The organism is Luteimonas sp. A501 (genome assembly GCF_054052085.1).
In genome coordinates this window covers 196795-216963 of record NZ_JBSVRI010000002.1, presented here as the reverse complement: position 1 = coordinate 216963, position 20169 = coordinate 196795, and the positions used below count along the sequence as shown (strand labels likewise).

The 20169-nt window shown below is 70.3% G+C and carries 19 protein-coding genes; 7 read left to right on the top strand and 12 right to left on the bottom strand.

Going from position 1 to position 20169, the window contains the following annotated elements:
* Positions 1-10: 10 nt before the first annotated feature.
* Positions 11-808: a M23 family metallopeptidase gene (locus ACW7G5_RS07495; protein ID WP_457003970.1), complete on the top strand. Its 798-nt coding sequence runs from the start codon at positions 11-13 to the stop codon at positions 806-808.
* 31 nt (positions 809-839) lie between these two features.
* Here ACW7G5_RS07495 and ACW7G5_RS07490 read toward each other — a convergent pair whose 3' ends face one another.
* The 9 genes from ACW7G5_RS07490 to efp form a co-directional block, all read right to left on the bottom strand.
* Entirely contained in the window at positions 840-1748 is a 909-nt protein-coding gene (locus ACW7G5_RS07490; RefSeq protein WP_457003237.1) for a hypothetical protein, read from the bottom strand.
* Positions 1745-3334, bottom strand: coding sequence for a diguanylate cyclase (locus ACW7G5_RS07485; protein WP_457003236.1), 1590 nt, complete (start codon positions 3332-3334; stop codon positions 1745-1747). The genes ACW7G5_RS07490 and ACW7G5_RS07485 overlap by 4 nt, the downstream gene beginning before the upstream one ends.
* 150 nt (positions 3335-3484) lie before the next feature.
* Entirely contained in the window at positions 3485-4408 is a 924-nt protein-coding gene (gene folE2, locus ACW7G5_RS07480) for a GTP cyclohydrolase FolE2 (protein ID WP_457003234.1), read from the bottom strand.
* A 99-nt stretch (positions 4409-4507) separates the two neighbouring features.
* Positions 4508-5230, bottom strand: a complete 723-nt coding sequence (locus tag ACW7G5_RS07475) for a phytoene/squalene synthase family protein (protein ID WP_457003232.1) — start codon at positions 5228-5230, stop codon at positions 4508-4510.
* On the bottom strand, positions 5227-5907 hold the full coding sequence (gph, locus tag ACW7G5_RS07470; RefSeq protein ID WP_457003230.1) for a phosphoglycolate phosphatase: 681 nt from the start codon (positions 5905-5907) through the stop codon (positions 5227-5229). The genes ACW7G5_RS07475 and gph overlap by 4 nt, the downstream gene beginning before the upstream one ends.
* Complete coding sequence (gene ubiG / locus ACW7G5_RS07465) at positions 5904-6629, bottom strand: bifunctional 2-polyprenyl-6-hydroxyphenol methylase/3-demethylubiquinol 3-O-methyltransferase UbiG (RefSeq protein WP_457003228.1); 726 nt, start codon at positions 6627-6629, stop codon at positions 5904-5906. Before ubiG ends, gph begins: the two co-directional genes overlap by 4 nt.
* A gap of 44 nt (positions 6630-6673) precedes the next feature.
* A complete protein-coding gene (locus ACW7G5_RS07460) occupies positions 6674-8020 on the bottom strand; it encodes a TRZ/ATZ family hydrolase (protein ID WP_457003226.1) in 1347 nt (448 codons plus the stop codon).
* Positions 8017-8733, bottom strand: a complete 717-nt coding sequence (locus ACW7G5_RS07455) for a PA3715 family protein (protein WP_457003224.1) — start codon at positions 8731-8733, stop codon at positions 8017-8019. Before ACW7G5_RS07455 ends, ACW7G5_RS07460 begins: the two co-directional genes overlap by 4 nt.
* A gap of 136 nt (positions 8734-8869) precedes the next feature.
* A complete protein-coding gene (efp, locus tag ACW7G5_RS07450; protein ID WP_457003222.1) occupies positions 8870-9436 on the bottom strand; it encodes an elongation factor P in 567 nt (188 codons plus the stop codon).
* Positions 9437-9496: 60 nt separating this feature from the next.
* On the opposite strand from efp, the gene epmB reads away from it, so the two are divergent.
* Both epmB and ACW7G5_RS07440 read left to right on the top strand, forming a co-directional pair.
* Complete coding sequence (gene epmB / locus ACW7G5_RS07445) at positions 9497-10501, top strand: EF-P beta-lysylation protein EpmB (protein WP_457003220.1); 1005 nt, start codon at positions 9497-9499, stop codon at positions 10499-10501.
* Positions 10502-10602: 101 nt separating this feature from the next.
* Positions 10603-12684 carry an EAL domain-containing protein gene (locus ACW7G5_RS07440; protein WP_457003218.1) on the top strand — a complete coding sequence of 694 codons (2082 nt, stop codon included), beginning with the start codon at positions 10603-10605 and terminating at the stop codon, positions 12682-12684.
* A 39-nt stretch (positions 12685-12723) separates the two neighbouring features.
* On the opposite strand, the gene htpX is transcribed toward ACW7G5_RS07440, so the two are convergent.
* A complete protein-coding gene (gene htpX / locus ACW7G5_RS07435; RefSeq protein WP_457003217.1) occupies positions 12724-13632 on the bottom strand; it encodes a protease HtpX in 909 nt (302 codons plus the stop codon).
* Positions 13633-13719: 87 nt separating this feature from the next.
* Between htpX and gluQRS the strand changes: the two genes are divergently transcribed.
* From gluQRS to phaR, 3 genes are all read left to right on the top strand, one after another.
* On the top strand, positions 13720-14670 hold the full coding sequence (gluQRS, locus tag ACW7G5_RS07430) for a tRNA glutamyl-Q(34) synthetase GluQRS (protein ID WP_457003215.1): 951 nt from the start codon (positions 13720-13722) through the stop codon (positions 14668-14670).
* Positions 14671-14718: 48 nt separating this feature from the next.
* Entirely contained in the window at positions 14719-15459 is a 741-nt protein-coding gene (gene phbB / locus ACW7G5_RS07425; RefSeq protein WP_457003213.1) for an acetoacetyl-CoA reductase, read from the top strand.
* Between the two features lie 86 nt (positions 15460-15545).
* Positions 15546-16031, top strand: coding sequence for a polyhydroxyalkanoate synthesis repressor PhaR (gene phaR / locus ACW7G5_RS07420; protein ID WP_457003211.1), 486 nt, complete (start codon positions 15546-15548; stop codon positions 16029-16031).
* 94 nt (positions 16032-16125) lie between these two features.
* On the opposite strand, the gene ACW7G5_RS07415 is transcribed toward phaR, so the two are convergent.
* Positions 16126-17043, bottom strand: coding sequence for a M48 family metallopeptidase (locus ACW7G5_RS07415; protein WP_457003210.1), 918 nt, complete (start codon positions 17041-17043; stop codon positions 16126-16128).
* 20 nt (positions 17044-17063) lie between these two features.
* Complete coding sequence (locus ACW7G5_RS07410) at positions 17064-18875, bottom strand: SUMF1/EgtB/PvdO family nonheme iron enzyme (RefSeq protein ID WP_457003968.1); 1812 nt, start codon at positions 18873-18875, stop codon at positions 17064-17066.
* A gap of 169 nt (positions 18876-19044) precedes the next feature.
* On the opposite strand from ACW7G5_RS07410, the gene rnd reads away from it, so the two are divergent.
* Complete coding sequence (gene rnd / locus ACW7G5_RS07405) at positions 19045-20163, top strand: ribonuclease D (RefSeq protein WP_457003208.1); 1119 nt, start codon at positions 19045-19047, stop codon at positions 20161-20163.
* Positions 20164-20169 lie beyond the last annotated feature (6 nt).

Sequence of the window (20169 nt, the reverse complement as noted above, 5' to 3'; positions counted from 1 at the left end):
GGCGCTGGCCATGGCCCAGGCGGTGCCTGCGGTGGCCGCGGCCGACACGGCGGCGGACCTGCGCGTGGCGTTTCCCGAACGCGTGCAGCAGGGCGCTCTGGTCCTGGGCAAGGTGCCGCCGGGAAGCCGCGTCGAGTACGACGGCCGCACCCTGCGCAGCACCGGCTACGGCACCGTGGTGTTCGGCGTCGGTCGCGACGCCAGCGGCCCGCTGCGGGTGGCGGTGACCCGCCCCGACGGCAGCCGCACGGAGGCCAGCATCCTCGTCGACCCGCGCGACTGGCCGATGGAACGCGTCAACGGGGTGCCGCCAAAGACCGTCGACCCGCCACCGGCGATCGCCGAGCGCATCCGCCGCGAGCAGGCCAAGGTGACCGCCGCACGCACCCGCGACGACGACCGCCCCGACTTTGCCCAGCGCTTCACCCGTCCGGTCGAGGGCCGCATCAGCGGCCGCTTCGGCAGCGGCCGGATCTACAACGGCAAGCCAGGCGCCGGCCATTCCGGCATGGACATCGCCGCCCCCACCGGCACCCCGGTGAAGGCCCCGGCCGCCGGCATCGTCACCTTCGCCGACCCGGGCCTCTACCTGACCGGCGGCACCGTGGTGATCGACCACGGCCACGGCGTGAGCTCCAACTTCCTGCACCTTTCACGCATCGACGTCACCGTGGGCGACCGCGTCGAGCAGGGCCAGGCCTTCGCCGCCGTCGGCGCTACCGGCCGCGCCACGGGACCGCACCTGCACTGGGGGATGAACTGGTTCAACGTGCGGGTGGATCCGTTGCTGGTGCTGGAGAGGCCTTGAAAGCTAGGACAATCTGCTTTTCCGCGGGCTCTCAACCAGGGCGTTGCATCAAGCGGCCCAGAAGCCCCGCACCGGGCGAGTTCGCAAGGTCCTGCGGAGAGACCAGGCGCGGGTTCGGAGCGTGGGCCAGGCTGGCGCCAGCGCCTGCGCTGCGCATCAGGCCGTGGTTGTCCGGCTGCAGCTGCGAGAGGACCCGCCGGCTTGCCTGGTCCAGGGCCTCGTCGGAAATATCTTCGCCCTCTTCGAACAGGGCTTCGGCGCTGCGGAATCCCGGGCCGGTACCGCGGGCAACCGCTTCCGCGGTGCCTGTGCCCAGCAGCGGGCCCATCTCGTCGATCAGCCTTTTCCAGTCGATTTCGGGGAACGGCGCCCTGCCGCGTTCGCCCTCGATGATCCGCGGCGCCAGCCGGCCGCGCGGCTCCACCGCGCACTCGGCCCAGCTGCGATAGACGACTTCGCTGCAGAGCATCGCCGGGGATTCGGACGGGACGGCGTGGTCCAGCGCCAGGCGCACGAGTTGGCGTGCCCAGGGGTGGACGGGCCACTTCCCGCGCAGCGCCATGATCGCGCCGAACAGCGCCAGCTGATCGACCGGGTACGGGGCACCCAGCAGGGCCTGCGCGTGTTCGCGAACCAGGCGGCGCTCGCCGGAATCGAAAGGACGGCCCTGGTCATCATGGGCGCGGAAGGCGTCGATCCAATGATAGTGGTCGACCTCGCCCAGGCGCTTCGCAAGCGGATAGCGCCGCACCCCGGACAGCGAGGCCTCGATCAATTCGCCCTGGTCCACGACCATCGCCGCATGGCTGTACGTGCCGTCGCTGGCCCAGGCGATCAGGTCCGACAACGGCCCATCACCCATCATCAACAGGATGTCGCCTTCCTGCAGGCTGTCAATCGCGATCGTGTCCATGCTGTCTCCGGTTGTCTTGCTGGTCATGATGTGGCCGTGGCCGGCTGGCCGTCCCCTGCACTCGAGACGCGGTTGCGCCCGCCCTGCTTGCTGACGTACAGCGCGGCGTCGGCGCGCTCGACCAGCGCCTCGGCGGATTCGCCGGCCACGTATTCCGCCACGCCGATGCTCAGGCTGCCATCCAGCCGCAGCATGTCGATCAGCAGCGGGCGGCCGTTGACTGATGCAAGCATGCGCCCGGCCACGTCCAGTGCCTCGCCGAGGCCGGCGCCTGGCAATACCGCCAGGAACTCATCGCCGCCATAGCGGCCAATGACATCCCCCAGGCGCAGCTGGTTGCGCACGCGCTTGGAGACGATGCGCAGGCCCTGGTCGCCGATGCCGTGCCCGTGCACGTCGTTGATCGTCTTGAAATTGTCGATGTCGAGGAAGGCGATGCTCATCGGCTCGTCCTTTTCCATCGCCCCCTGGATCGCCCGGCGCAGCTCGACCTCGATGCCGGCGCGGTTGAGCAGGCCAGTAAGTTCGTCCGCCCGTGCCAGCGCACTGGCCTGGTCGCGGTCGCGGCGGAGCTCGAGCAGCTTGTCCGCCAGGCCGATGGTCAGCAGCAGCCCGGCGAGGGCAAAGGCCCCGGCCAAGCCCTGGGGCAGCCACGCCGGGCCCGCCCACAGTCCCATCATCTCGCTCGCCATCAATGTGACGAGCAGCATCAGCGGCAGCCAGGACGCCATCACCACGCGCCCGGGACGATCGCCGCGCAGCGCCAGAATCGTGCTCCCCGACAGCAGCACGGCTGCCGACAGGATCAGTCCAATGTTGCCGATGCGCCCCAGCCACACCGCGTCGAAGAAAATGCTGCCGATGCCTGCCACCGCCGCCATGGCGGTGGTCGCCCACAGCATCCGGTCCAGGCGCGGCAGTTTGCCGCGAAGGTCGAGATATGCGCGCTGGAAGAGATTGCTGCAGACGATGCCGAACCCGCCGGCGATGCGGTTGACGCGATGCGAGTTTCCAAACAGCGCATCGGCACCCGTCAGCAAGCGGAAATCACCGCTGATCGACACCATGTACAGCACCGCAAAGCACAGCATCGCGCCAAACCAGGCAAAGCTTGGATCACCGGTTCCGAAGCGGAACGCGAAGGCCAGCAGGGCAAGGACCAGCAGCACCGACAGCACGGACGCCCGCCAGCTGGCATGGAACAGGTCGTCGCGATGCACGACATCGAGCGGTTCGATCGAAACCGGCATCTGCAGCGAGGATGCGGTGGAGATCCGAAGCCACACCGCCTGCCCCGCCGGGATGCCCTGCGGCAGGTCCACGACGAGGGCGCGGGGCGAGTGGCTCGGGTCCGCGTGCCTGCCGTACAGCGCATGGCGCGCGGGCTGGTCGCCGCCGGGCGCCCACGCCTGCACCTGGTTGAGGAAGGGCGCGCGCAGCAGCAGCTTCGGCTGGTCGCCGGCGCCCACGGGTTCGCGGGTCGTGACCCGCCACCAGGTCACCTCGTCCCTTGACGCCCTGATGACGGGTGCCACGGGCGGGCCGAGGCGGTCATCGAGCGCGCCGGAGAGGACCGCGGTGGGTTCAGGGTCGCCGGGCAGCGCTTGCAGCACGATTGCGGGATTCGCCCACGCGCCCGTACACGCGCACAGCAATACGATGCACAGCCAGACGCTGCACGACCAGGACTGCCGTTTGACCCTGCGCTTCCCCCACATCGCGCAATCGTACCCCGGCGGCGGGGCATCAGGAGATGTCTTCGCTTACCCCACCACACCCGTCACCCGCGCCACGGCGTCATGGGCGTGCAGGCTCTCGAAATGCGAGACGGTCACGTCGAAGCGGGCGACGCGCGGACTGGTGGACACGACGGCGGCAACGCGGCGGGCGGCATCCTCGCAGAACATGAGGTTGGCGGCGTTGGCGCGGGCGAAGGCCTGTTCGTCCTCGCGCTTGACCGCGGTCTGCACCGGGGTGCCGAGCGCGGCCTCGATGGCGTCGACCAGTTCCAGCAGCGGCAGCGCGTCGACGTCGTCGCGCAGGGTCACACGCACATCGGCGCGGCTGCGCTGGGCGTGCGGCGTGGCGGCCATGCCGCGGCCGGAGCCGAGCCATGCGTGCACGTCGACCTTGGACGGTGCCTGGTCATCGGCGAAATCGGTTTCGAAGGCGTCGGCATTGGCGCGGCGCGACAGCGCAGCCGAGGCCGGGCAGGTGCTGGAATATTCGACGCCAAAGGCGAGCACGATCTCCGCGCCCGAAGGCGACAGGCTGGCGTCGATCTCCACCGGATAGGACTTCCAGCCGGCGTTGTCACTGGCCAGCGCGCGGCGCTTCAGCAGCTGCTCCCAGCGCAGGCCCAGGCGCGCGGTGGTGGCAACGCCCGCCTGCGAATCGATGCAGTCGCGCAGCAGTGCGCGCAGCGAGGATGCGGTCAGCGGCTCCACCGGAAGCCGGTCCTGCAGCAACAGGTACAGGCGCGACATGTGGATGCCGCGGGTTTCGGCGCTGGCCAGGTCCACGCCGATGTCGGCCCAGGCCGGCACCTGCTGCGGTTGCCCGCCCTCGCCGGCCACGCACAGCGGCAGCGCGACGCGGCGCATGCCGACCCAGTCGAGCGGACGGGCCGCGGCGGCACGATCGTAGGCGACGTCGGGCAACGCCGGGGACGGGCTGGAAGAAGTCACGCGGAACCCTGCAAATGAGAACGGTCCGCAATTCTAACCGCGCACCGGTGCCGGACCGACGAAACGCTGCATGTCGCAGGCGTTGATCCTGGCCGCGATTCAGCCGGCCCTGCGCGCGCCGCGCCAGGCCGCGAGCAGCACGCGCAGCGGCGGCAGCGCCGCGCCGGGACGCGCAAGCCGCGCCTCCACCAGGGCTGCCTGCACGCCACGCGCCCTGCATCCCGCACGCGGCGCGGGGGACGATGGATCAGCCGTGGCTATCGGATCCATTGGCGCGCCGCGCATCAGGTTTCGCTCGGCCAACAGGCTGCGGAATACAACAGCGGCAGCCTCGACGTCGGAGGCGCGACCATCGAACAGCACCGCTTCGCAGTCCGCGACGGCGGCGGCGAACGCATGGCCGGCGTTCCCGGCATCGCTGCCCTGCGCCGGGTCCGCTCCAACGGCCGCGCCGCCGGGACCCACGATGTCATCGACGCCATCGCCTCCACGCAGCGCGCGCAGGTCCGGCAGCGCCCGGCCCAGCTGCAGCCAGGGCGCGGAACGTGGCTGCAGCAGCGCGCCCAGCGGATGGCGTCGCGCACCCTTCGCCCAGCCGCCCAGCTCCTCCTGCCACCAGGCGAGCTTGGCCAGTCCCGGCGTCGGATCGCCGCCGCCCCAGGCCGCGTCGATGAGCTCCTGCAGCAGGGTGAACCAGGCTTCGGCCAGCGGCTGCCGGTCCTTCGCCACGAAGGCCATCGCCACCGACCACTCCGGCCAGCGCGCGCGCCACTTGTCGACGAAGCTCGCCGCCTCGTCGCGGATGTCGACGTCGATGCTCACGGCCAGATGTCCGGATCAAGCAGGTCCGCTGGTGTTTCCGCCATCGCATCGGCCTGCCAGGCGAGCGGATCGTCGTGCTGCAGGCGGTAGCCCCAGAGCGCGACCAGCGAACGCATGCCAGCGGCGCGCGCGGCGAGGATGTCGCGCTCGTCATCGCCGACGTAGACGCAGTCGGCCACTGCGAAACCCATCGCTTCGGCGGCGTGCAGCAGCGGCAGCGGATGCGGCTTGCGCTCGGCAAGGGTGTCTCCACCGATCAGCACGCCGCTGCGCGTTTCCCAGCCCAATGCCGGCATCAGGCCGCGCGCGAGGTACTCGGGCTTGTTGGTGACGATGCCCCAGCGCGCGCCGTCGGCCTCCAGCGCGGCCAGCATCGCTTCGATGCCGTCGAAGGCCGCGCCGTGGCGGCCGAGTTCTTCGCCGTAGACGGCCAGGAACTCCTTGATCATGTCGGGCGGCACTTCGCCGGCGAGCTCCGGAAAGGCCGCCGCGCTCATCGCGCGTGCACCCTTGGAGACATGCGGCCGCAGGTCGGCCAGCGGCATCGACGGCGCACCGCGCGCCGTGCGCATGCGGTTCACCGTCGCGGCCATGTCCGGCGCGCTGTCGAGCAACGTGCCGTCGAGATCGAACAGCACGCAGCGCGGGAAGCGGGTGCGGGCGGCGATGCCGCTCATGCCGCGTCCGGCTTGCGCGCCGCGGCCAGGTAGTTGACGTCGGTCCGCGACGACAGCCGCGCGCGGTTGGCCCAGGGTTCGTAGGCGATGCCGCGGACGTCCCCGAGCTCCAGCCCCGCTGCGCGCAGCCAGGCACCGAGTTCGGAAGGCCGGATGAAGTCGCGGTACTGGTGGGTGCCGCGCGGCAGCAGGCGGGCCACGTACTCGGCACCGACGATCGCCAGCGCGAACGCCGCCGGGGTTCGGTTGAGGGTGGAGACGAACAGCCGGCCGCCCGGCTTCAGCAGCCGCGCACAGGCTTCGATGATCGCGCCCGGGTCCGGGACGTGTTCAAGCATCTCCATGCAGGTCACTGCATCGAAGCTGCCGGCGGCCTCGGCGGCCAGCGCCTCCACCGCCTGCACCCGGTAATCGACCGATACGCCCGACTCCAGCGCATGCAGCCGCGCGACCTTGATCAGGTCCGGCGCGAGGTCCAGCGCGGTGACTTCGGCGCCGTCGCGCGCCATGGCCTCGCTCAGCAGGCCCGCGCCGCAGCCGACGTCGAGCACCCTGGCACCGGCCAGCGGGCTGCGCGCGGCCACATAGCCCAGGCGCACCGGGTTGAGCGCGTGCAGCGGCTTCTGCGGGCCTTCGGGATCCCACCAGCGGTTGGCGAGCTCGGCGAATTTGTCGAGTTCGGACTGGCGGAAGTTCTGCGTGCCCTGGGGCGAGGCGGTCATGGCGACGTGCTCTGGATGATCGGGGTGGTTCGCGCCGGCGCGGCTCAGCCGGCGCCGGTGCGGATGCCGGCCATGCGCGTACGCCACTGGCGGGCGTTGGCGACCACGGCGGCGGTGTCGATGTCGACCAGCTCGCGCTCGCGCAGCTTGGTGACGCCACCGATCCAGACGTCGGAGACCTGGTGGCGCCCGGCGGCATAGACCAGCTGCGACACCACATGGTGCAGCGGCTGGGTCTCGAGGTCGCTGAAGTCGAAGCAGGCCATGTCGGCCTGCTTGCCCGGCTCCAGCGAACCGACCAGATGGTCGAAGCCCATCGCCTTCGCGCCGCCAAAGGTCGCTGCACGCAGCGCGGTGAAGGCATCGAACGCCGCGGCGTCCTGCGCCACCGCCTTCGCAAGCTGGGCCGCCGTGCGCGTTTCGCCAACCATGTCGAGGTCGTTGTTGCTGGCGCAGCCGTCGGTGCCGATGGCGAGGTTGACCCCGGCCCGCTCCAGCGCGCAGGCCGGGCAGAAGCCGGACGCGAGCTTGAGGTTGGACTCCGGGCAATGCACCACGCTCACGCCGCGCTCGGCGCAGAGGTGGATCTCGGCCTCGGTCAGCTGGGTCATGTGCACCGCGATCAGGCGGTCGTTGACCAGGCCCAGGCGATCCAGGCGCGCGAGCGGGCGCTGGCCGTAATCCTTGATCGACTGCTCGACCTCCTGCGCGGTCTCGTGCAGGTGCAGGTGCACCGGGATGTCGAGCTGGTCGGCGAGCATGCGCACGCGCTCGAAGTTGGCGTCGTTGACCGTGTATGGCGCGTGCGGCACGAAGGACATGGCGATCAGCGGGTCGCCGCGCCACTGGTCGTGGACCACGCCGGCCTTGTCGAAGTATTCGTCGTCACCCGAGGCCCAGGCGGTCGGGAAGTCGATCACCGGCAGGCCCACGCGGGCGCGGAAGCCGTGGCGCTTGTACACCGCGGCCTGCACGTCGGGGAAGAAGTAGTTCTCGTTGCAGCAGGTGGTGCCGCCGCGCAGCATCTCGGCGATCGCAAGCGTGACGCCGTCGGCGACGAAGTCCGGCGCCATCACCGCGGCCTCGATCGGCCAGATGTGCTGCTGCAGCCAGGTCTTGAGCGGCAGGTCGTCGGCGATGCCGCGCATCAGCGTCATCGGGTTGTGGGTGTGGGCGTTGACGAAGCCCGGCACCAGCACCCCGTCGGGACGCGACACCACCTCGGCCGGCGCGAAGCGCGCGCGCGCTTCGGCCCGTGGCAACACGGCGACGATGGTGCCTCCGCGCACGGCCACCGCATGGTCCTCGAGGACCACGCCGTGCGGTTCGACCGGGACGACGTATCCGGCCTCGACCAGCAGGTCGCAGGCTTCAGGGGCAGTGGAATTCACGGGATATCTCTCCATTCGCGAAGGCCGGGAGGGCCGGACCAGAACGCGTCGTCCTCACCAAGGAGCCGGTACTGCCGGCCGTCATATCGCAGCATGCCGCGTTCGGTGCGCAGCGCGGTCGCGTCGGATCCGCTCGACGCCCGGCTGATCCGCGCGGACAGGCGGATGTCCCGGTAGCCGGCATGCAGCTGTTCGCCCATCGCCAGCATGATGTCGGCCTGGTCGGTGACCACCGGCCCCATCGAAGGGCTGCAGGGCTCGCCCTCCACCCGCATCCATGCATCGAGGTGTTGACGCAGCACCGGCCGCAGCCGGCCACCATCCACCACGAACAGCCGCAGCTCGCGGTCATAGCGGTAGTCGGGGCAGCTGGGTCCCGGGGCCGCGTTCTCGACGATGACGCCGAAGGCACGGACGCCAGGCGCCAGGTCGTAGCGGGCGGTATCCAGGGTCAGGGCGTGGTCGAGAAGCTCGAAGCCGGCATCTTCCGATTCCTTCCAGGCGTGGCCGGCCAGGAAGCGGAGGTCCTGCGCATCCAGCACCGCCACCCGGATCTGCAGCTCCCTGTTGCCGGAAAAGCTCTCGTCGGTCGAATAGGCCGCCGCCACCAGCAGGCGGCCCGGATCGTACGGCCAGGCCTTGCAGGCCTCCGCCACGATGTTCATCAGGTACTCCGACGCGAAGGGTTCGCCGAAGGCATCGGACGTCCGCATCGACTCGACGACGCCGTCCGGGCAAGCGCCGGGCGCGGCCAGCGCAGGGACCCAGGCGGCCGCAAGCGCGGCGGCCAGGATCCAGGCGGTGCTGCTCCGGATACGCCGTGTCGGACCAGGCCCGGCCGTCACGGTTTTACTTGACCCGGCCGACGTATTCGCCAGAGCGCGTGTCGACCTTGACCAGCTCGTCCTGGTTGACGAACAGCGGCACGCGAACCACGGCGCCGGTCTCAAGCGTCGCCGGCTTGCCGCCGCCGCCAGAGGTGTCGCCGCGCACGCCAGGGTCGGTCTCGGTGATCTTCAGCTCGACGAAGTTCGGCGGCGTGACCTGGATCGGGCTGCCGTTCCAGAGCGTGACCACGCAATCTTCCTCGCCCTTGAGCCACTTCTCCGCGCCGGCCATGCCGGCCTTGTCGGCCTGGACCTGCTCGAAGCTCTCCGGGTCCATGAAGTGCCAGTACTCGCCGTCGGCGTACAGGTAGCGCATGTCGGTATCAACCACGTCGGCCGCTTCCATCGAGTCGGTCGCCTTCATGGTCACTTCCTGCACCCGGCCCGACTTGATCAGGCGGTATTTCACGCGGGTGAACGCCTGGCCCTTGCCCGGCTTGACGTACTCGGTGTCGGTGATGATCGCGGGTTCCCCGTGGACGAGGATCTTCATTCCGTTCTTGACGTCGTTCATGCCATGGCTGGCCATGCGTGCTCCTGCGAAGTGTTCGGCGGGGTCGGCCGCGCGAGCGGCTAGACTATGTGGGAAATGATACCCGCAGCCCCCCTTTCCATGCAGCCACCCGGCTGGCAGCAGGCGTGGCGCGCCTCGGTGCGCGACCCGCGCGAGCTGCTGGGCCTGCTCGGGCTGGATGCGGAGGCGGCGGCGGTACCGGAGGCGGCGATGGCCGCCTTCGCCCTGCGGGTGCCGCGCGGCTTCGTCGCCCGCATGCGCCATGGAGACCCCGACGACCCCCTGCTGCGCCAGGTGCTGCCGCGCGTGGACGAGCTGCGCAGCGTGCCCGGCTTCGGCCTGGACGCGGTCGGCGACGCCGCCGCGAAGACCGCCCGCGGCGTCATCCACAAGTACAACGGTCGCGCCCTGCTGGTCGCCACCGGCAGCTGCGCCATCAACTGCCGTTACTGTTTCCGCCGCCACTTTCCCTATGCCGAAGAAACCGCGGCCGCCGGCGGCTGGGCCGACGCCGTGGCGGCGATCGCGGCCGATCCCGGCATCACCGAAGTGATCCTGTCCGGCGGCGATCCGCTGTCGCTGGCGACCCGCAAACTGGCCGACCTCACCGACCTGCTGCGGGCGGTGCCCCACGTCCGCCGTCTGCGCATCCACAGCCGGCTGCCGGTGGTGTTGCCCGAGCGCGTGGACGACGAACTGCTGGCCTGGCTGCGCGGATTGCCCTGGCCGGTGGCGGTGGTGGTCCACGCCAACCACGGCAATGAATTCGACGCCACGGTGGATGCCGCCATGGCCGCGCTGCGCGGCACCGGGGCCAGCCTCCTCAACCAGGCGGTGCTGCTGGCCGGGGTCAACGACTCGGTCGACGCCCTGGCCGGGCTCTGCGAGCGCGGCTTCGAGGCCGGCGTGCTGCCCTACTACCTGCATCAGTTGGACCGCGTCGCCGGCACCGCCCACTTCGAGGTCGACGACGCCCGCGCCCTCGACCTGCACGCGGCCCTGGTGGCCCGCCTGCCGGGCTATCTTGTCCCGCGCCTGGTGCGCGAGGTCGCCGGCGATGCGTCCAAGCGCGCGCTGTGACCGCGGTCGCCATCAACCGCGACCTGCGCCCTGTTGCCATGCCCCCGCCGTGGACGCCGCGAGCCGGCGCATGGCATAACGCGGCTTCCACGGAGAACCCCATGTCGAAAAGCCAGGACACCGCGCTGCGACTGATGATCGTCGACGACAGTCCCGAGTCGGCCGAAGCCATCGTCAGCACCCTGCGCAACGCGGGCATCGCCGTGCGCCCGCTGCGCCCGTCGTCGGCGGACGAGTTCGCCAGCCTGGTCGGCGCGCAGGCGCTGGACCTGGTCGTCGCCCAGCAGGACTCGCGCATGCTGTCGCTCGCCGCGGTCGTGCAGCAGGTGGCGGCCACCGGCAAGGACGTGCCGGTGGTGGCGCTGGCCGATGCGATCGACAGGGACAGCTACATCCAGGCCAAGAGCGATGGTGCACGCGCGCTGGCGCTGCGCGAACCGTCCGCGCTGCTGCTGGCCGTGCTCCGCGACGCCTGGGCCGATCTGGAGGCGCGGCGCGCACAGCGCCGGCTGGAGGCACGCCTGCGCGAGACCGAGCGCCGCTGCGACGCGCTGATCGACTCTTCGCGCGATCCCATCGCCTATGTCCACGAGGGCATGCACATCCGCGCCAACCAGGCCTATCTGGAGATGTTCGGCTACGCGGATTTCGAGGACATCGAAGGCATGTCGCTGCTGGACATGGTCGCCCCGCAGGACGTGGAGGCATTCCGCCAGCTGCTGAAAGGCCTGGGCCAGGGCGAGGCGCCGCCGCCGCGCCACGAGCTGCAGGCACGGGACATCGACGGCAATGCGTTCCCGGCGGCGATGGAATTCGCCCAGGCGCAGTACGAGGGCGAACCCTGCGTGCAGGTGGTGATCCGCCGCCAGGAGCTCGATCCGGAGCTGGCGCAGGAGATCGAAGAGCTGCGCCAGCGCGACCAGGCCACCGGCCTGTACAACCGTGCCACGTTCCTGCTCGCGCTCGAGAACGCGGTGGACGCCGCTGCCCAGGGCCGCGCGCAGCACGGACTGCTGCTGGTCGAACCGGACCACTACCAACACCTGCTGGCCGACATCGGCCTGGACTCGGCCGACGACCTGCTGGCCGCGGCAGCCACCCGCCTCGGCGGCGTGGCCGAGGGCCTGGACGCGGTGGCCGCCCGCTTCGGCGAACACACCCTGGCTCTGCTGGTGCCCAACAGCGACCACGCCGGCACCGAGGCCGCGGCGCGCAAGGTGCTGGAGGCGTTCTCCGCCGACCTGTTCGAGATCGGTTCGCGCTCGAGCGTGATCACCGCCAGCATCGGCGCGGTCCAGATCGGCGAGAAGATCGCCAGCGTCAGCCAGGTCCTCGCCAAGGCCACCGAGGCCATGGCCTCGGCCAGCGCCACGGGCGGCAACCGCTTCGAGCTCTTCGACCCGAGCGCGGTGGATCGCGCCGAGGAGGAGCACATCCAGGCCTGGGTTTCGCGCCTGCGCGACGCGCTCGACCACGAGGGCTTCGTCCTGCACTACCAGCCGGTGATCAGCCTGCAGGGCGATACCGGCGCCGTGTACGAGGCCTTCCTGCGCCTGCAGGGTGCCGACGGCGAGCTGATCAAGCCGCTGAGCTTCCTGCAGATCGCCGAGGAGCACGGCCTGCTCTGGGAGATCGACCGCTACGTGGTCGGCCGCGCGATCGCGGTGATCGGCGAGCGCATCCGCGCCAACAAGCCCACCACCCTGCTGGTCAAGGTCAGCCAGGCCTCGCTGGCCGACGACAGCCTGCCGCGCTACATCGGCGAGCAGCTGCTGGCGCACGGCGTACCCGGCGAATACCTGGTGATCGAACTCGCCGAGGCCAAGGTGTTCACCCACCTCAAGGCCGCGCAGGAATTCGCGGCCGCGGCCGCGCGGCTGGACTGCCGCATCGCGCTGGAGAACTTCGGCGCCGGCCTGGACTCGTTCCAGCTGCTCGCGCACCTGAAGCCGAACATGCTCAAGATCGACCCCGGCTTCATCGAAGAGCTGCCGGCAAATGCCGACAACCAGGGCCGGGTACGCGAGATTGCCGCCAAGGCGCGTGAACTCGGCATCCAGACCATGGCCGACTTCGTCGGCGACGCGGCGACGATGTCGGTGCTGTTCGGCACCGGCGTGGACTACGTCTCCGGCAACTTCCTGGCCCCGTCGGGGCCGGACATGGGCTACGACTTCGAGTAAGGCCCGGGTGGCACCGCACGCGCGGTGCCACCGATGCCATCAGGCCAGCAGGCCCTGGCGCAGAGCGGCCTCGCCGTCCACGCTGCCGGCCTCAAGCGCGCGGATGCGCTCTTCCAGCGGCGGGTGGCTGAGCATCAGCCGGCGCAGGCCGTGGCCCATCGCACCGCTGATGCCGAAGGCCGCGACCTGCTTGGGCAGGGTGTTCTGGCCCTGGTTGAGCGACAGGCGCTTCAGCGCGGCGATCATCTTTTCCCGCCCCGCCAGCGCGGCGCCACCGGCATCGGCGCGGAACTCGCGATGGCGCGAGAACCACATCGCGATCATGCTCGCGAACAGGCCGAAGACCATGTCGAGCGCGAATACGATGGCGAAGTACGCCAGCCCGCCACCGCCGTTGTCACGGCCACCGCTCAGGTAGCCGTCGATCACCCGGCCGACCAGGCGCGCAAGCACGATCACGAAGGTGTTGAGCACGCCCTGCAGCAGCGCCATGGTGACCATGTCACCGTTGGCGACGTGGCTGACCTCGTGCGCCAGCACCGCCTCTGCCTCGTCCTGATCCATCGAGCGCAGCAGGCCGGTGGACACCGCCACCAGGGCGTTGTTGCGGTTGGCACCGGTGGCGAAGGCATTGATCTCCGGCGCATCGTAGATCGCGACCTCGGGCATGCCGATCCCGGCCGCCTGCGCCTGGCGGGCGACGGTGTCGACCAGCCAGCGCTCGACGTCGCTGTTCGGCTGGGTGATGACATGCAGGCCGGCCGCGCGCTTGGCCACCCACTTGGACGACAGCAGTGAGATCAGCGAGCCGCCGAAGCCGAACAGGGCCGCCATCACCAGCAGGCCGCCCATCGACTGCGGGTTGATACCGAACACCGACATGATGATGCTGAGCAGGGCCAGCACCGCCATGTTGGTGGCGAGGAAAAGGACGACGCGCTTGAGCATGGGAACGGTTCCTGCAAGGTTCGTGGTGCAATGCCATGAAGTGTGACCGGCCATCATTGAATTCAAGATGACGGCGCAGAGCCCGCCATGACGACCAGACCAACCCCTCCGGACAGTTTCCAGCCGCCGCCCGCCACCCCGTCCCCGGTGCGCGGCCGATTCGCGCCCTCGCCCACCGGGCCCCTGCATTTCGGCTCGCTGCTGGTCGCCTTCGGCAGCTGGCTGGCCGCGCGCAGCACCGGCGGCGAATGGTGGATCCGGATCGAGGACGTCGACCAGGGCCGCGAGGTGCCGGGCGCCGCCCGGGCGCAGTTGCGCACCCTGGCGGCCTTCGGCCTCGACCATGACGGACCGGTGGTCCGCCAGTCCGAACGCAGCGGGCTGTACGCCGCCGCGCTCGACCGCCTGCTGGACGGGGACCGGGCCTTCCAGTGCCACTGCAGCCGCAGCGACGTCGCCCTGTCGGGCGGCATCCATCGCGCCTGCCGCGCCGGTGCGCGCCGCCCGGACCCTGCCATGCGCCTGCGCGTGCCTGACGGCAGCCACGCGGCCTTCGACGACGCCGTCCACGGCCACGTGGCACAGGATGTCGCGCGCGAAGCCGGCGACTTCGTGCTGCGCCGCGCCGACGGCTGGTGGGCCTACCAGCTCGCCGTGGTCGTGGACGATGCCGCGCAGGGCATCACCGACGTGGTGCGCGGGGCCGACCTGCTCGACTCGACGCCGCGCCAGCTGTTCCTGCAGCGTGCGCTTGGCCTGCCGCGGCCACGCTACCTGCACCTGCCGCTTGTCCTCGACGGGGACGGCCGCAAGTTGTCGAAGTCGCGGGCATCGCTTCCGGTGGACGACGCCGACCCGCTGCCCGCGCTGCGCACCGCATGGAATGTACTCGGCCAGGATCCACGCAGGCTGCCCGCTTCCGCCACGCTTGCGGCGACGCTCCAGGCCGCAGTGCACGGCTTCGATCCGACCCGCATCCCGCCCGGGCCCGTTCCTGCCACCGCACTGCACAATGCCACTGCAATGCCGCGCGCATAGAATCGAACGCAGCGGGCGCACGCCGCGCCTGGCATCGGGAGCGATGACATGACGTCACGGGTTGCGTTGGTTACCGGGGGAACCGGCGGCATCGGCACTGCCATCTGCAAGCGCCTGGCAAAGGCCGGCCACAGGGTCGCGACCAATTACCGCAACGAGGAGAAGGCGCGCGCTTGGGAAAAGGCGATGCGCGACGAGGGCTTTGAATTCACCCTCGTCCAAGGCGACGTGTCTTCGGCCGAGGATGCCGAAGCCATGGTGCGCAAGGCGGAGGAGGCATTGGGGCCGATCGAGATCCTGGTCAACAACGCCGGCATCACCCGCGACTCCACCTTCCACAAGATGGCGCCCGAGCAGTGGACAGACGTCATCACCACCAACCTCAACGCCTGCTACAACGTCACCCGCCCGGTGATCGAAGGCATGCGCGAACGCAAGTGGGGCCGCATCGTGCAGATCAGCTCGATCAACGGCCAGAAGGGCCAGTACGGCCAAGCCAACTACGCTGCGGCCAAGGCCGGCATGCACGGCTTCACCATCTCGCTGGCGCAGGAAAACGCGAAGCTCGGCATCACCGTCAATACCGTCTCGCCCGGCTACATCGGTACCGACATGGTGATGGCGGTGCCTGAGGCGGTGCGCGAGAAGATCGTCGCCCAGATCCCGACGGGCCGCTTGGGCATGCCGGACGAAATCGCCTACGCGGTGGCCTTTTTCCTGCCCGATGAAGCTGCCTGGATCACCGGCGCCAACCTCGCCGCGAACGGTGGCCAATACATGGGCTGGTAGCCTGCGCGAAGCCTCGTGCAGGCCGGTTGCAAGCGCTGTTGCACTGCGTCATGCTGCGGTGAGTCAGGAAAATCGAGCACCGCAGCATGGCCATGCGCGTCATCAAGAAGTATCCCAATCGCCGCCTGTACGACACCGAGATCTCGAGCTACATCACCATCGAGGACGTGCGCCAGCTGATCGTCGACGGCGAGAGTTTCGAAGTCCGCGACGCCAAGAGCGGCGACGACCTCACCCGCCAGGTGCTGCTGCAGATCATTTCCGAGCAGGAGCAGGACGGCCAGCCGATCCTGTCGACCGAACTCCTGAGCCAGATCATCCGCTTCTACGGCGATTCCCTGCAGGGCTTCATGGGCTCCTACCTGGAGCGCTCGATGCATACCTTCCTCGAGCAGCAGCAGCAGTTCCGCCAGCAGATGGGCGGCATGCTCGGCCAGACCCCCTGGTCGATGATGAGCGGCATCACCGAACGCAACATGGCCATGTGGCAGGAGTTCCAGCGCACCATGGCTGCCGGCGCCAAGCCTGCTGAAAAGCCGCGCGAACCGGCCACCGGCACCAAACGCAAATAACCGTCCGCCCCGGATGGAGCAGCTATAGCTGCTCCTGCAACGGCACGCTTCGGGCGATCGCGTCTATAGCCGCTCCTACAAAAACCCCTGTGGGTCAGCCGCGAGGCGCCGTTGCCGCGTCAGCGCAGAAGCGCTGGCGGTATTCCATGGCCTTGGGCATCAGCGACTGCAGGTTCTCGATCCGCGTTCCCGGGTTGGGATGCGTCGACTGGAATTCAGGCGGTGCCTGGCCGCCGCTTGCCGCGCTCATGCGCTCCCACAGCGGCACCGATTCCTGCGGGTCGTAGCAGGCCGCGGCCGCCAGCATCAGGCCCACGTAGTCGGCCTCGGTCTCGTGCTTGCGCGCATAGGGCAGCAGGTAGCCGTAGCCCATCGCGGCCATCACCATCTGCTGCTGCTGCGGATCCATGCCGCTCATCGCGCCGGCCATCTGCCCGACCTGCGACAGCTTCTGCTGCGCCATGCGCTGGGCACCGTGGCGCAGCAGCGCGTGGGCGATCTCGTGGCCCATCACCACCGCCATCGCGTCCTCGTTCTGCGCCACCGGCACCAGGCCGGTGTAGACCGCCATCTTGCCGCCCGGCAGGCAGAAGGCGTTGGCCTGCTCGGACTGGATGACCTGGACATCCCATTCAAAAGTCGACGAAAAGCCGGTCGGCTGCTGGCCGTTCTCCGCCGCCAGCGCGGCCTCGATCTCGGGCACCTTGGCGATCAGCCGGCGCGCGATCTCCTGCACCTCGCGGGCGATCGGGGTGTCGGGATCGACCGGCCGCTCCTGCGACAGGATCTCCTCGAAGGCCTGCAGGCCCAGCGCCTTCTCGTCCTCGACCGACAGCGAGCGATCGATCAGGACCTTCTCGCCGGTCACCGGGTCAAGGGTCTGGTTGGAGAAATAGTAGTAGGCGCCGTAGCCGATGAAGGCGACGAGGACCAGGATCCTGGGGTTGAAGCCCCGCTTCCGCGGTCGCGCCGCCTGCTGCTGTTGCCGACGCCCCAAAGGATTCTGTCGCATGTGTCGCCCCTGCCTTGTTTTCAGATGTCGCGCGCAACCCGGAAGCCGACGCGCGCGTTGGTGTTGTCGACCGGCGATGGCGCGCGCCAGGAGCTGCGCGTCTGCGGCGGCGAGCTGGCCCAGGCACCACCCCGCACCACCTGCATGCGGCAGCCGGGGTTGACCCAGGCGGAGCCGGAAACCGGTGCGCGACGGTAGCTGTCGTGCCAGCAGTCGGCGACCCATTCGCTGACATTGCCCTCAAGATCGTGCACGCCGAATGCATTCGGCGTGAAAGTGCCCACCGGCGCCGGCCCCCAGTGGTCGTCGCCATAGTCCTTGAAGGCGTTGCTCCAGCCGCGGCCGCCGGGTGACCTGTCCTTGCTGCCGGTCAAGTTGCCGGCGCGCGCAGGCGGGGCATCGTCACCCCAGGGGTAACGGCCTTCGCCACCGGCACGCAGCGCGTACTCGAACTCGGCCTCGCTGGGCAGCCGGTAGCGCTGGCCACTGACCTCGGCCAGCCAGTCGGCGTAGGCCTGGGCGTCGCGCCCGCCGACGTGGACCACCGGCAGGTCGGCCGCGGCCGGTGAACCCGCGAAGTCCGAGCGCCAGTCGACGCCGCTGCGGCGCACGAAGTTGCCGCTGCGTTCGTCATATGCCATCGAGAAGCCGCGGCGCTCGGCGCGCGTGCGGTAGCCGGTGGCGTCGACGAAGCGGCGGAACTCGCCGACGCTGACTTCGTTGAGCGAGAGCGCGAAGCCACGATCGAAGCGGAGGTAGCGCCGCGGCCGCTCGTTGTCGTCGGCGTCGCCGTCGTCGTCCGCCGCGCCCATGCTGAAGCCACCGTGCGGCACCACCACCATCTGCGGCCCGCGGCCACCCGCGGCGGCGTCGGTGAAGCGCTGCCCGGGACGATGGTTGCCGTAATGGACGGCCAGGTCGATGCGCTCGCGAAGTTCGGCGACCGCGGCGTTGCCGGGCTCGGCCAGCACCAGCATGCGCGCCAGCAGCGCGCGCGCGCGCTCGATGCCATCGGCCTGCGGCAGCGCCGCGATGCCCTCGTCGCGCAGGCGCAGGATCCAGGCCCGGCGCTCGATGCCGATGCGGGCGCGGGCATCGGCCACCGTGGTGGCGTCTTCGCGCACCGCGCCGGCGTGGCCAAGCCAGGTCCCGGCGCCCTCGAAGTCGCCCTTGGACGCGGCTTCCTCGGCGCGCCGGATCAGGGCGCTTTCCACCGCTGCCCGGACCTGCAGCGCGCGCGGCTGGGCTTCATCAAGCGCCAACGCCTTGCGCACCAGGGCCAGGGCACCGCCGCCCGACTCGCCCAGGCGTCCGGCGCGGAGCTCGTCACCAGCGGCGCGATTGATCTCGGCCAGCTGTTCGGCGCGATCCACCCCGGCGAGGTACGCGCGCACCTTCCCATCGGCCGGACGCAGGCTGCGTGCCACCGCCGCGACCTCCCGCGCACGGCGCAGCGCGGCATCGTCGTCGCCCGCGTTGTCCAGGGCAGCGACACCCTGCGCGAGCAAGCCCTCAAGCGCGCGCTCAAGGCCTGCAGCGGCTTCCGCGCTGTCGGGGTCGCGTGCAAGCACCGCCTGGTACAGGGGAATCGCGGACTCCGGCCCCGTATCAAGGTTGTCGGCCTCCAGCGCCTGGTCGGCGCGCTCCAGGGCGTCGGGCAGCGCCGTCTCGTCGTCGCCCAGGTCCACCCGTGGCGCGTGCCAGGTCAGGCTTTCGGCCAGGCGGTCATCGCCGCTGATGGTGACGCTGCCATCGCCGCGGCTGGCGATGGCGGCCTCCGGTGCATCGGGAGCCTGGGCCTCGTCGCGCGCGCAGCCGGCGGTCAGCAGCATCGCAAGCGCGGCGGCGATACCGGCCCGGCGCGACCAGGCGGCGTGCGTGGAAAGCGTCTGTTGGGTAGTCACGGCCGCCAGATTACGGCAAGCAGGGCGCGTCGCGCAGCCGGGTGGTCCGCCGGCCGACGATTGCCGGGGATGCACGGCGGCCGGTAGGCTGGCGCCGATGGAACACGACTTCACCTGGGTCAGCGACCCCGCCGCACTGCTCGCCCGCTTCGAGACCCGCCCGTCCCGCATCGGCCTGGACACCGAATTCATCCGCGAACGCACCTGGTGGCCACACCTGGCGCTGGCGCAGATGGCCGTGCACGACGAGATCCTGCTGCTCGACATGCAGGCGCCCGGCATGCCCGATGCGCTGCGAGGCATCCTGCTCGACACCGGCATCACCAAGGTGATGCACAGCGCCAGCGAGGACCTGATCGCTTTCCTGCACGCCTGCAAGGCGGTGCCCGAAACACTGTTCGACACCCAGGTGGCCGCGGCAATCGCCGGCATCGCGGCGGGCGCCGGCTACCAGCGCCTTGTGGCCGACATAACCGGCGTGGCGCTGGGCAAGGGCGAGACCCGCTCCGACTGGACGCGCCGGCCGCTGTCCGACGCCCAGCTCGCCTATGCCGCCGACGACGTGCGCCACCTGTTCCAGCTCCACGACCACCTGCAGGCCCGGCTTGAAGCCCTGGGCCGCGAGGCCTGGCTGCGCGAAGACTGCGAGCGCATGGTCGCCAACGCCCGCGACGAGAGCCTGGAGCGCTGGCCGCACCTGCCGATCCGCGCCGCCCAGTACTTCAACCAGGCCGGCCAGCACCGCCTGTTGCGCCTGCTGCGCTGGCGCGACGCCTGGGCGCGTGAACACGACCGGCCACGCAGTTGGGTGCTCGACAACGACCTGGCCACGGCCATCGCGCGCAGCGAGCCGACCGACCAGGCCGTGCTGAAGACCCTGTTCGACCGCCACCCCAAGGCCCCGCGCAAGCTTCTGGCCGAGGTCTGGACCGCCCTGTTGACCCCGCTGGCCGACGAGGCCGACGCCCCGCCCATCCGCACCGAAGAGCGCGACAAGCGCGCCGTGCGCCGCCTGCAGGACGCGGTCGCCGCACGCAGCGCCGAGCTCGGCCTGCCCGACGGCGTGCTGGCCTCCCGCCGCCGCCTCGAGGCCCTGCTCGACGACCACGACTGGACCACGCTGGGCCGCTGGCGACGCGCCCAGCTTGAACCGGTGCTTGCGCCGCTGCTCGCCGCTGACGCGGGGGAATTGCCGACCGGGGACGCGCACGCGTAGAATGGT